Raw genomic sequence first — 12557 nt, forward strand, 5'->3', positions numbered from 1 at the left:
CCGCTCCTTTCACGCCAGCCCTCGTTCCCGATAATCGATCAGGCTGGAGAATATCGCCAGCAGCATGGCCATGACCACGAAGAAGATCAGCACCAGGAAGTACGACCCGGTGAACTGCACGATCAGCCCGATCAGGATCGGCACGATCACCCCGGCCATGTTCCCGCAGAAATTCATGGTGCCGGCCAGCACGCCGGTTTTCGAAGTGCCGCCGAGGATCGACGGAATGCACCAGTACATGCCGCACCAGCGAATGAAAAACATCGCCACGCAGAGCAAGCCGATCGCTTTGCTGGCCTCACTCGCATACGCCACCGCCAGCATGCACAGGGCCGCCACCAGCGCCGAGCCGCTGAACATGCTGCGCATCACCAGATTGGGCGAGGCGCCGCTGGACTTCCATTTATCCCCCAGATAACCGCCGACCAGCTCGCCGACGAAACCGCACATGAAGATCAGGAACGTCGCCCCGCCCATGCTCGAAATGTTCAGGCCGTGGGTCTGGTGCAGGTAGCTCGGCATCCAGGTCAGCAAGCCGTAGAACACGCTGAGAATGCAGCAATAACCGGCGAACATGGCCAATACCGAGCGATCCTTGAGCAGCTCTTTGAATGGGATGCTGGTGACCGCACCGGGTTGGCTGACTTTGATATTGCCTTCGGTGATGTGCGCCAGTTCTGCGGCGTTGACTCCGGGGTGTTCGCTGGGATGGTTGCGGATGTATTTCCAGGCCAGCACGCCGGCGAGCATGGTGCCGATGCCGGCGATCACGAAGGCGATGCGCCAGGAGTCGAACCAGCCGATCAGGCCGGCGATGATGATCGCGCCGAAGGCACTGCCCAGCGGTGCGCCGCCGTCGACCAGCACCGCGCCGCGCCCCCGTTCGTTAGGGGTCAGCCAGGCGCCGTTGAGCTTGGCCCCGGCCGGCATGATCGGCGACTCTGCAATGCCCAGGCCCATGCGGGTGATCAGCAGCGTGATCCAGTTGTGCGCGCCGGCGGCCAGTGCTTGAAAGGCGCCCCAGGCGACGGTCGCGATGACGATCACACGGCGGGTCTGAAAACGATCCAGCAACATGCCGCCGGGAATCTGCATCAACGCGTAAGACCAGAAAAACGCGCTGAGCATCAAGCCTTCCAGCGCCGGCGGAATCTGGAACTCACTGGAAATCAGCGGCAAGGCCACCGACAGCGAAGCGCGGTCGATGTAGTTGATCGCGGTCAGCAGCAACATGATGAGGAAGATCCGCCAGCGCACACTGGTCGGGCGCTCGGTTGCAGACGCGGCGGTCAGCCGCAGGGTTTCGGCACTCGGGTTGTTCATGAGGGGCGCTCTTTATTGTTGTGGAGACAAGCGGCCCCACTCTAATCACGCACCCGACAGCTGAATAATGAGGGGATCTGATTGGGGGATCACCGATCGTCATCCCCCCCAAAAGATCAGAACGTACCGGGGTAACTGCCGCCGTCCAGCAACAGGTTTTGCCCGGTGAGGAAACCAGCGTGAGCGCTGCAGATGAACGCGCAGTAGGCGCCGAACTCGTCGGGCTGGCCGAAACGCTGGGCCGGCACGTGCTTGCGCCGCTGTTCGCTGATGCTCTCGACCGTGGTGCTGTTGGCTTCGGCAGCGGCACTCAGGGTTTTGTGCAAGCGCTCGGTCTCGAATGGGCCTGGTAGCAAATTGTTGATGGTCACATTGTGCCCGGCCAGCCGCGACTGGCGCGCGAGCCCGGCGATGAATCCGGTCAGCCCGCTGCGGGCGCCGTTGGACAGGCCCAGCACATCGATTGGCGCCTTCACCGCGCCAGACGTAATGTTGACGATGCGCCCGAAACCGCGCTCGGCCATGCTATCGACGCAGGCCTTGATCAGTTCGATGGGCGTGAGCATGTTGGCATCCAGCGCTTTCAACCAGTCTTCGCGCTGCCAGTCTCGGAAGTCACCCGGCGGCGGACCGCCAGCGTTATTGATCAGGATGTCCACCTGCGGACACGCCGCCAACACCTGCTCGCGCACCGCAGGCGTACTGATGTCCCCGGCCACTGTGCGCACTTCGATGCCCGGTGCCAGTTGGCGCAATTCTTCGGCAGCGGCCTGCAAGGTTTCGTTGCCACGGGCGTTGATCACCAGGTTGACGCCCTCCTTCGCCAAGGCTCGCGCACAGGCCAGACCCAAGCCCTTGCTGGCGGCGCAGACGATGGCCCAGCGACCCGAAATAGCCAAATCCATGATGGTGCTCCTGTTGGTTGTGAGTTGAGGAAGACATGCGTTTAGGGTGAGGACGTGGTGTTTCTGGACTTTGCACCAGCCTTCGGAACCAGCCCTCACCCTAGCCCTCTCCCGGGGGGAGAGGGAACTGACCGCGGCGTTTGTCCGGAATATTGCGACCTGAGATATCAAGTCGAACTCACGGTTTGAAAAGCATGGAGATCTGCTCCCTTTCCCCCTCTCCCCCGTGGGGAGAGGGCTGGGGTGAGGGGCTGGATCTTGAAGCGGACACATCCTCACTGACTTGCCCCCCACCGACAAGTGATGACAAACAGTGATCCCCAGATCAGACCTTTTCATTATCAGCCGCCTCCCACGCTTATTACTGTCTCCAGACCAATAAGAACCGGAGACACACATGAACCCGTTCCAGTTTTACTTCCCCACGACCCTGAAAAGCGGCAACGGCCTGGTGCGCCAGGCCGGTGCGCTGCTCAAGCCGCATGTTCGAAAGAAACTGCTGGTGGTCACCGATGAAGGCTTGATGGCCTCGGGCGTGATGGAAGGTTTTTTCGCCTCGTTGGCCGACAGTGACATCCATTACGAAGTGTTTTCCGGCGTAGAACCCAACCCCACCACCGACGTGCTGGAACGCGCCGTGGCATTCCTGAAAAACCACGACTGCGATTCGGTGATCGGCGTCGGGGGCGGCAGCAGCATCGACACCGCCAAGGGTGTGGCGGCCATGGCCACCAACCCCGGCAACATCCTCGACTACGAGGGCTACGACAAACTGCTGCACCCGCCTCTGCAGATCTTTGCCATTCCGACCACCTCCGGCACCGGCAGCGAATGCACCGCCTCCACGGTTTTCACCAACACCAAAACCCTGTTCAAGACCGTGATCATCAGCCCGGCGCTGTTTCCGAAGCTGGCGATTCTCGACGCCGAACTGACGCTCAAACTGCCGCCGTCGATCACCGCTGCCACGGGCATGGACGCGTTGACCCACGCCATTGAATCCTACGTGTCGAAGCAGGCCAACCCGGTCAGCCAGGCCCTGGCGCTGCAAGCGATCAAGATGATCTGCACCCACCTGCCCAAAGCATTTTTCAGCGGCTCCGACCTGCACGCCCGGGAACAGATGCTGCTCGGTTCGTTCCTCGCTGGCGTCGCGTTCGCTCAATCGAAACTGGGCAACGTGCACGCGATCTCCCACACCTTCGGCGGCGTGTTCAACATTCCCCATGGCATCGCCAACGCGACGCTGCTGCCCTACGTCATCGAATACAACCTGGCGGCCTGCCCGGAGCTTTTCCGTGAAATCGCCATGGCCATGGGCGAGAACGTCGATGGCCTGAGCGTTGCCGCCGCCGGGCTAAAAGTGGTGGAGCACGTGGTGGCGTTGAACAAGGCCATCGGCATTCCCGACAACATCAAGGACCTGGGCGTGGACCTGGACTACATGCCGCAAATGGTCAGCGACTCGATGCGCAGCGGCAACGTGCTGGTCAACCCACGCCTGACCACCGCCGCCGATATCGAACGAATCATCAGCAACGCCTGGCACGGCACTCATTCCTAAGAGACGACTCCCATGTTTTACGAAATGCGCACCTACACGATTCAAATCGGAAAAATGCAGACCTACCTCAAGCACTTCGAAGAAACCGGTCTGCCGGTGATCTCCCGCTACACCACGCTGGTGGGCTGGTGGTACACCGAAATCGGCGAGCTGAATCAGGTCATCCACATCTGGGCCTACGAGAGCCTCGATGACCGGATCAAGAAAAGGGCCGCGCTGTATCAGGATCCGGATTGGCTTGAAGGCTTCGTGCCGAAGGCGTTCCCGATGTTGGAAAAGATGGAATCGAAACTGCTGATCGCCGCGGATTTCTCCCCCATCAAATAATCCCAACACAGCTCCGATGGGCAGCGCAGTCCATGTGGGAGCGAGCTTGAACTGGCCTAATGATTTTGGACACTTCAATCGGGCGCTATGATGGCGCCCAAATCTGAGGTGTCTGGATATGCGTAAATCTTATTCGAGTGAGTTCAAACTCAAGGCTGCCAGTATGGTGCTGGACGAGGGGCAGTCAGTTCCCGACGTCTGTGCCAGTCTGGATATTGGCCCTACCGCCTTGCGCCGTTGGGTCGATCAGGTTCGCAAAGAACGCTTAGGTTCAACCCCGGAGGGGGCCAAGGCAATCACCGCCGATCAGCGAGAGATTCAGCAGCTCAAAGCGTTGCTCAGGCAAAAAGACCTGGACATTGAAATCTTAAAAAAGGCCAGTGCTCTCCTGCTTTTGGACTCCAAAGATCATTCTCGTTGATCAATGAGCTGGACGAGCAGTACGGCGTTAACAATTGCTGTCGGGCGTTTGGAGTCAACCGCAGCAGCTTTTACGCCTGGCGTCAGCGCCAAGGCAAGGTGAAGCCTGAGCGGGAGAAACTTAAAGCCGTGCTGGTCGAGCATCACAAGGAATCCAGAGCGTCTGCGGGGTCTCGCACCCTTTCCAAGGAGCTGCAAGCAAAGGGGCATCGTGTCGGGCGGCATATGGCTCGCAGTTTGATGCGCGAAGCCGGTGTTGCCAGTCATCAGCGGCAGCGGCACAAGTACAAATCTTCCGGCGTGGAAGCGTTGGTGGCGCCGCATGTGCTCAAGCGCAAGTTTGATGTCACGGCGATCAACCAGGTGTGGTGTGGCGATGTGACGTACATCAAGGTGGGCAAGCGCTGGATGTATTTCGCGGCGGTGCTGGATTTGTTTGCTCGCCGGATCGTGGGGTGGTCGTTTTCAATGATTTCCGATGCCACGCTGACCTGCGAAGCGTTGCGAATGGCGGTTCAATTGCGAGGTCGTCCAAAAGAGGTGCTGTTTCACTCTGATCAAGGTTGCCAATACACCAGCCACAAATTCAGGAATGAGATGCGTAAGCACGGACTCCTGCAAAGCATGAGTCGTAAAGGTGAGTGCTGGGACAACGCCCCGATGGAGCGTTTCTTTGGGAGCCTGAAATCAGAGTGGGTACCAGAAAACGGCTACAGCTCGGAGCATGAAGCACGCGTGGATGTGCAGCGTTATGTGATGCGTTACAACAACGTCAGACTCCATAGCTACAACGACTACCGGTCGCCGGTAGCCATGGAGAAATTGGCTGCGTGAACCTTAACTGGTGTCCAGAATTACTTGACCAGTTCAGCTTGCTCGCGATTGCGGTTGATCATTCAACATCAATGTCGACTGTCTCGCCGCTATCGCGAGCAAGCTCGCTCCCACAGGGATTGTGGAGGTCTGCAAGGTCACCATCGGCATCCGTTCAACCCAAGGACAACCTCATGTGCGACCACAATCCCAATAACACCGCCGCTGACCGTTCTCCCGACATCAAAGCCTTGCTCGAAGGCCTGCCCACCAACTGGGGCAAATGGGGCCCGGACGATGAAGTCGGCGCCCTGAATTACCTGCAAAGCGCGGAAATCCTCCGGGGTATCGCCTCGGTCCGCCAAGGCAAAACCTTTACCCTGCAAGTGCAGATCGGCCATCCCAAAGGAGAGCCGTTGTGGCCCGGCCGACGTCCATCGATGCGGGTCAACGTACTGGACAAGGGCCATTTCCTGGCCGGCAAGACCCATTTCGACGGCCATGTGGAATATGCCGATGACGTGATCTTCATGCACCTGCAAGGCTCGACCCAATACGACGCGCTGGGCCACGTCTGGCACGACAACAAACTGTGGAATGGCTATGACGCCATGAGCACCATCGGCAGCATGGACAAGGCCAGCATCCTGCCGATTGCCGAGCGCGGGATTGTCGGGCGCGCCGTGTTGATCGACATGGCCCGCCATCGCGGCAAAGCGGTGCTGGACAAGGGCGAAACCTTCAATCACCTGGACCTGTTGGCCGCAGCAAAAGCCCAGGGCATCGAGATCCAGAAGCGCGACATCCTGATCATCCGCACCGGCTGGATCGGCTCGTTTTATGAGCGTGAGCCGGAAGAGTTTTACAAGGACTTCGCCGAGCCGGGCCTGACCTTCAGCCGCGAGCTGGTGGAGTGGTTTCACCAGATGGAAATCCCCAACCTGGTGACCGACACCATGGCCAACGAAGTGGCGGTCGACCCCACTTCAGGCGTGCTGATCCCGCTGCACAATGCCTTGATGCGCAATCTCGGCGTGACCTTCACCGAAGTGGCGATGCTCGATGATCTGGCCAGTGATTGCGCCGAAGACGGCCAGTGGCAGTTCCTCTACACCGCCGCGCCATTGAAGGTCGTGGGCGGCACGGGTGCACCAGTGAATCCGATCGTGATCAAGTAATCAGGTCCTGCTGCAGTTCGTTGATCAGCAAGGTCGCCGCCGGGGACAAGTCGGCGCCGGCCCGGCTGATCACGCCGTAAGGCTCGATCAATGCACGCATCGACACCGGCAGCTTTACCAGCAAGTCGAATTGCTCGCAGAACCTGGCCACTTCCACCGGGATCACCGCCAACAAGGTCGGGTCTTGTTGCACCAACAAAATGGTGGCGAAAATCGACGAGGTTTCCAGCGGATAACGGGGAGTCCCCAGCCCTGCCTCATTCAGCTCACGCTCCAGGGTCTGACGCATCGGCATATCTTTGGGATAGACCACCCAGCGGTAGTCGCTCAACTGCGACAGCTGCAAAGACTTGGCACTGGCCAGTGGATGGTCCTTGCTGGCGACCACCGCCAAGGGTTCTTCACTCAGTTCGATGCAGTCGTAAGCGTCCGAGCGCTGGCCGACACTGGTGCGACAAATCGCCAGATCCAGCCGTCCCTGATCCAGCAACCCAAGCAACGCGGCGCTGGTGTTTTCCACCAGTTCCACCGACAGCTCCGGCTGCTTGAGGCGCAACTCGGTCAGGGCTCGGGTCAGCAACGGCACCGCCCCCATGATCACCCCCACCGAGAGCCGCCCGCCCTGGCCTTGCATGATGCTGAGCATTTCTTCGCGAAGATGCTCGACATCGCTGTAGATCAACCGTGCGTAACGAATCATGCAACGACCCATTTCGTTGGCCACCAGACCTTTGGGCTGACGTTCGAACAGCGGCATGCCGAGCAACGACTCGACTTCATGCAGCGCTTTGGTGGCGCCGGACTGCGAAATCGAAATCTTCTCGGCGGCCTTGTGCAAGGAGCCGCGATCATCCAGCGCGATCAGCAAACGCAGTTGTTTGAGGCGCAAGCGTGCAGCGATGCTGCAAAGGGAAGGAACCATGTCCGTGTGTTCTCGATTCAAGAGGTAAACCAATGACTGCGGCAACGCCCACTTTGTAGCAGCTGGCGTAGCCTGCGTTCGGCTGCGGAGCAGTCGTGAGATCAGGCAATGCGGTGTTTCAGAAAAACCGCGTGCTCAGGTTTTACGACTGCTCCGCAGCCGAACGCAGGCTTCGCCAGCTGCTACGGTTGCGTGGCTGTCAGCGAATGGCGACCGGGTTGATGTTGACCTGGGTCGAACCCTTGTACAGCGGCTGGCCGAGGACAAACATAAACTCCCACGCCTTGTCTTTCACCAGCGCGCGGCTGTCGATCAACTCCAGGTTGTAGATGCCGTTCTTGGCCAGCATGTACTGGTTGACCGGAAACTCCTGGCCGTCTTTGGCCGGGTAGATTTCCGAAGCCCAGGTGTCACCGCCGAACGCGACGATCTGCTTGTCCACCAACCATTTGGCTGCGGCCATGCCGATGCCCGGTTCCACGGCGAGAAATTTCTCGTTGTCCTTGCCCAGCAGCTCCAGCCAACCGGTGTTGAACAACACCACATCGCCCTTCTGAATGCTGATGCCTTGCAGGTCCAGCGCCTTCTGAATGTCGGCAACGCTGAACTCGGTTTTCTCCGGCACGATGGCGCTGCCATACACCGCTGTCATGTCCAGCACTACGCCTCGGGTGACGATCGGCGGGACCTTTTCGATGCCAAGCTTTTTCACCCCTTCGACGGTCACGAAATCGGCGGCGCGATTGCCGTTGTAATAGACGTTGTCGATGCCGATGTGGCCGATGCCGTTGAGCTGAGTGCCGACGCCGGTCCAGCCCACCACCAGTTCATCGTTGAAGGTGAATTTATTCGGCCCCATCGTGGTGCCGCCCGCTTCGCCTGGCTGGATGTTGGTCAGGTGAAAGCTGCGATGACGGAAGGCTGGCAGGGTTTTGTCGATGGGCACGGCCAAGGGGTAGGTTTTGCCGGTCTTGATCAGTTTGGCGGCGTTGAGCACCGACTCGGCGTTGAGCAGATTCAGAGCACCGATTTCATCGTTGGCGCCGTATTTTGACGGATACCATTTTTCGGCATCCGCGGCGTGGGCGGCATTGAGGGTGAACAACAGGGCAAACGGCAGTACCAATCGATTCAGCATGAGGGGGGGTCCTTGTGAAGTTGCAGTGGACCCAAGGTACGCAGCCCTTCTGTGGGGAAACAGACAGGAATGGGCAATACATTTGTTCTGGATTGTCACGAGTAATGCGAGTGCTGTAGGAGCAAAGCTTGCTCGCGATGGCGTCAGGCCTGACACGCCGCGTGATCGTTCATCGCGGGCAAGCTTTGCTCCTACAGTGCCTGGCTGCTACCCAGGCTTGTGGTTATCCAAAACCCGATTGACCGCTAACTCACCCAACATGATCACCCGTTGCAGCACCAGCACCGTTTGCCGTCGCGGGCCGTCCGTTACGTCGGCGAGATCGTTGACCATGGCGCTGGCTGATGCCAACGATTCACAGGCCTCGACGAGCAACGTTTCGTCATCCACCGCTGCGTCGATGGTGAAAATGGTGCTGGGTTTGCGGGGCGGTATCTGCGTTTTCGACGCCCCGGGGTTGAGGTAGAAGCTGAGTGCGCGGTCGGCCGCCTCTGTCATTTTCTTGGGGTCAAGATCGAGAAAGGCGTCGTAGGGTAACGGACTGGTATTCGGGGGGTTGGGTGTGACTTTGAACATAGATGAAACTCCTTATTGCAAATCTTAAGAAGCCATCACGCTCGCTACCAAACGAGGGTGGCGGCCATGCGCGGATTGGTAGACCGGTGCAACAGGAAAAACCGGCGCTCACTAAGGAGCCCCACGCATGACCACCATATAAAACAGAGTCCCAAAAAAGAGACGTCATAAGGCGTTGCCATACGGCTGTTACAACGGGCTACCAAACCCGATCACTGTTTTGCAGTGACCCGGAAACGATATAGCCCACCCCACAGCCGCACAAGCCGGCGGATTCTGGCGTACGCGTAGGTAACGACGCAAGGTGTTGTAGCCGCTTATGACGTAACACCGAGTGTCTTTAAACGCATGTCGTTAAACAGGTTTATGCGGTGCCCCGGCTGACGCCATCGCGAGCAAGCTCGCTCCCACAGGGGACCTGCGTCGGCCACAAATTTCGCGAACAACATAAAACCAATGTGGGAGCGAGCTTGCTCGCGAAAGCGGTGTGTCAGGCGACAGTATTTTTTGACTGTGCCACCGCCATCGCGAGCAGGCTGAACTGGTCAAGTAATTCTGGACACCAGTTAAGGTTCACGCAGCCAATTTCTCCATGGCTACCGGCGACCGGTAGTCGTTGTAGCTATGGAGTCTGACGTTGTTGTAACGCATCACATAACGCTGCACATCCACGCGTGCTTCATGCTCCGAGCTGTAGCCGTTTTCTGGTACCCACTCTGATTTCAGGCTCCCAAAGAAACGCTCCATCGGGGCGTTGTCCCAGCACTCACCTTTACGACTCATGCTTTGCAGGAGTCCGTGCTTACGCATCTCATTCCTGAATTTGTGGCTGGTGTATTGGCAACCTTGATCAGAGTGAAACAGCACCTCTTTTGGACGACCTCGCAATTGAACCGCCATTCGCAACGCTTCGCAGGTCAGCGTGGCATCGGAAATCATTGAAAACGACCACCCCACGATCCGGCGAGCAAACAAATCCAGCACCGCCGCGAAATACATCCAGCGCTTGCCCACCTTGATGTACGTCACATCGCCACACCACACCTGGTTGATCGCCGTGACATCAAACTTGCGCTTGAGCACATGCGGCGCCACCAACGCTTCCACGCCGGAAGATTTGTACTTGTGCCGCTGCCGCTGATGACTGGCAACACCGGCTTCGCGCATCAAACTGCGAGCCATATGCCGCCCGACACGATGCCCCTTTGCTTGCAGCTCCTTGGAAAGGGTGCGAGACCCCGCAGACGCTCTGGATTCCTTGTGATGCTCGACCAGCACGGCTTTAAGTTTCTCCCGCTCAGGCTTCACCTTGCCTTGGCGCTGACGCCAGGCGTAAAAGCTGCTGCGGTTGACTCCAAACGCCCGACAGCAATTGTTAACGCCGTACTGCTCGTCCAGCTCATTGATCAACGAGAATGATCTTTGGAGTCCAAAAGCAGGAGAGCACTGGCCTTTTTTAAGATTTCAATGTCCAGGTCTTTTTGCCTGAGCAACGCTTTGAGCTGCTGAATCTCTCGCTGATCGGCGGTGATTGCCTTGGCCCCCTCCGGGGTTGAACCTAAGCGTTCTTTGCGAACCTGATCGACCCAACGGCGCAAGGCGGTAGGGCCAATATCCAGACTGGCACAGACGTCGGGAACTGACTGCCCCTCGTCCAGCACCATACTGGCAGCCTTGAGTTTGAACTCACTCGAATAAGATTTACGCATATCCAGACACCTCAGATTTGGGCGCCATCATAGCGCCCGATTGAAGTGTCCAAAATCATTAGGCCAGTTCAGGCTCACTCCCACAGGGCCCGGTGTCGGCCACAAATCTCGCGAACAACATAAAACCAATGTGGGAGCGAGCCTGCTCGCGATGACGGTAGCTCATCCAGCATCCATCTAACTGGCCTACCCCATCTCTAGGGCTTTGCGATTGCGATACGCCAAACCTTGTTCCCGACATCATCGGCCACCAACAACGCTCCGCTCTGATCAAGCGTGACGCCCACCGGACGCCCTTGCGCTTCGCCGTCGGCATTGAGGAAATCAGTCAGGAAGTCCACCGGCAGCCCCGAAGGTTTGCCGTCGCTGAAGGGAATGAACACCACTTTGTAACCGGCCTGGGGGTTACGGTTCCAAGAGCCGTGCTCACCGACGAACACGCCATTGGCAAAATTGGCGGGCATGCCTCGGGCATCAGAGAACGTCAGGCCTAACGGTGCAACGTGGGTGCCCAGCGCGTAGTCCGGCGCGATGGCCTTGGCCACTTTGTCCGGACGCGGTGGCTCGACACGGGTGTCGACATGATCGCCGTAGTAGCTCCACGGCCAGCCGTAGAACGCACCGTCCTGCACCGACGTCAGGTAATCCGGCACAAGGTCGCTGCCGATTTCGTCGCGCTCGTTGACCACGGTCCACAACTGCGTCGAACCCGGCTTCCAGGCCAAGCCGTTGGGGTTACGCAGGCCGCTGGCGAACAAGCGCTTGTCGCCGCTTGTGACGTCAACTTCCCAAATCGCCGCGCGCCCTTCTTCCGCATCGAGGCCGTTCTCGCCGACATTGCTGTTGGAACCTACCGTGACGTAAAGCTTGGTCCCCTCAGCGTTGGCGATGACATTCTTGGTCCAGTGGTGATTAATGCCTGCGGGCAGATCGGTCACTTTCACCGGCGTCGCATTCACCTCGGTCTGACCCGCGTTGTACGGCACCTTGACCAGTGCATCGGCATTGGCAATAAACAAGTCATTGCCCACCAACGCCATGCCAAAAGGTGACGCCAGGTTGCTCATGAATACCTTCCGGACTTCCGCGTGGCCATCACCGTCGGCATCGCGCAACAAGGTAATGCGATTGGCGCTGGGTGCATCAGCGCCGATACGGCCCATCACAAAACCCATGACGGTGCGTTTTGCCCAGGCGATCGGGCCGGTGCCACCGTCAGTCGCGCCTTCCGGCATCGGCGGGTGGTTGCTCTCGGCAACCAGGACATCGCCATTGGGCAGCGTGTACACCCAGCGCGGGTGATCGAGGTTTTCGGCCAGCGCGGTCACTTTAAAACCTGCGGGTGCCTTGGGCATGTCACTACCCGCCCAGCCGATCGCTTTGGACACTTTTAACGTAGGGATCAACGAGGTGGTGGGTTCAGGCAATTGCGGGGATGGACCGACGCTGGCCTGAGACGGCAATTTGGAAGACTCACCACACGCGGTGAGCAGCGCGGCAGTGGTCATCAAGAGCGCAAGTCGGTTGGACACATTCATTGTTCTAACCTCGCAACGGCCATCCGTGGGCCAATTATTGGGCAGGCAAAATCCCGGCGAAGTATCGCGGCGCGGGTCCGTTTCAAACACCGCGCCTGCCGCAAATCAAATTTGCCTGAAACGCACGAATGCACGCCTCCAAAG

General features: G+C 58.7%; 13 protein-coding genes. 5 read left to right on the forward strand and 8 right to left on the reverse strand.

Features of this window, described 5'->3' with window-relative positions; translation table 11 throughout:
• Positions 1 to 9: 9 nt before the first annotated feature.
• Complete coding sequence (locus AC3IUE_RS20635; protein WP_436274221.1) at positions 10 to 1323, reverse strand: MFS transporter; 1314 nt, start codon at positions 1321 to 1323, stop codon at positions 10 to 12.
• Positions 1324 to 1439: 116 nt separating this feature from the next.
• Positions 1440 to 2228 (reverse strand): SDR family oxidoreductase, encoded by a 789-nt coding sequence (locus AC3IUE_RS20640; protein WP_489263556.1) that lies wholly within the window; start codon positions 2226 to 2228, stop codon positions 1440 to 1442.
• Between the two features lie 397 nt (positions 2229 to 2625).
• On the opposite strand from AC3IUE_RS20640, the gene AC3IUE_RS20645 reads away from it, so the two are divergent.
• The 5 genes from AC3IUE_RS20645 (at position 2626) to AC3IUE_RS20665 (ending at position 6530) form a co-directional block, all read left to right on the forward strand.
• Positions 2626 to 3792 carry an iron-containing alcohol dehydrogenase gene (locus AC3IUE_RS20645; protein WP_489263557.1) on the forward strand — a complete coding sequence of 389 codons (1167 nt, stop codon included), beginning with the start codon at positions 2626 to 2628 and terminating at the stop codon, positions 3790 to 3792.
• Positions 3793 to 3804: 12 nt separating this feature from the next.
• Entirely contained in the window at positions 3805 to 4119 is a 315-nt protein-coding gene (locus AC3IUE_RS20650; protein ID WP_046055817.1) for an NIPSNAP family protein, read from the forward strand.
• 118 nt (positions 4120 to 4237) lie between these two features.
• On the forward strand, positions 4238 to 4540 hold the full coding sequence (locus tag AC3IUE_RS20655) for a transposase (RefSeq protein ID WP_056739092.1): 303 nt from the start codon (positions 4238 to 4240) through the stop codon (positions 4538 to 4540).
• A complete protein-coding gene (locus tag AC3IUE_RS20660; RefSeq protein ID WP_056739091.1) occupies positions 4537 to 5373 on the forward strand; it encodes an IS3 family transposase in 837 nt (278 codons plus the stop codon). Before AC3IUE_RS20655 ends, AC3IUE_RS20660 begins: the two co-directional genes overlap by 4 nt.
• Before the next feature lie 173 nt (positions 5374 to 5546).
• Complete coding sequence (locus AC3IUE_RS20665; RefSeq protein WP_123366449.1) at positions 5547 to 6530, forward strand: cyclase family protein; 984 nt, start codon at positions 5547 to 5549, stop codon at positions 6528 to 6530.
• Here AC3IUE_RS20665 and AC3IUE_RS20670 read toward each other — a convergent pair.
• The 6 genes from AC3IUE_RS20670 to AC3IUE_RS20695 all read right to left on the reverse strand — a co-directional run bounded on the left by AC3IUE_RS20670 (position 6523) and on the right by AC3IUE_RS20695 (position 12413).
• A complete protein-coding gene (locus tag AC3IUE_RS20670) occupies positions 6523 to 7452 on the reverse strand; it encodes a LysR family transcriptional regulator (protein ID WP_489263558.1) in 930 nt (309 codons plus the stop codon). The two genes, AC3IUE_RS20665 and AC3IUE_RS20670, sit on opposite strands and share 8 nt — an antisense overlap.
• Before the next feature lie 199 nt (positions 7453 to 7651).
• Positions 7652 to 8590 (reverse strand): cyclase family protein, encoded by a 939-nt coding sequence (locus AC3IUE_RS20675; RefSeq protein ID WP_489263559.1) that lies wholly within the window; start codon positions 8588 to 8590, stop codon positions 7652 to 7654.
• Between the two features lie 207 nt (positions 8591 to 8797).
• Positions 8798 to 9166: a DUF6124 family protein gene (locus AC3IUE_RS20680; protein ID WP_489263560.1), complete on the reverse strand. Its 369-nt coding sequence runs from the start codon at positions 9164 to 9166 to the stop codon at positions 8798 to 8800.
• A gap of 573 nt (positions 9167 to 9739) precedes the next feature.
• Positions 9740 to 10576, reverse strand: coding sequence for an IS3 family transposase (locus AC3IUE_RS20685; protein ID WP_056739091.1), 837 nt, complete (start codon positions 10574 to 10576; stop codon positions 9740 to 9742).
• Positions 10573 to 10875, reverse strand: a complete 303-nt coding sequence (locus AC3IUE_RS20690) for a transposase (RefSeq protein ID WP_056739092.1) — start codon at positions 10873 to 10875, stop codon at positions 10573 to 10575. The genes AC3IUE_RS20685 and AC3IUE_RS20690 overlap by 4 nt, the downstream gene beginning before the upstream one ends.
• A gap of 197 nt (positions 10876 to 11072) precedes the next feature.
• Complete coding sequence (locus AC3IUE_RS20695) at positions 11073 to 12413, reverse strand: PQQ-dependent sugar dehydrogenase (RefSeq protein ID WP_489263561.1); 1341 nt, start codon at positions 12411 to 12413, stop codon at positions 11073 to 11075.
• Positions 12414 to 12557: the final 144 nt, after the last annotated feature.

It is taken from the genome of Pseudomonas sp. GL_093, from assembly GCF_057837605.1.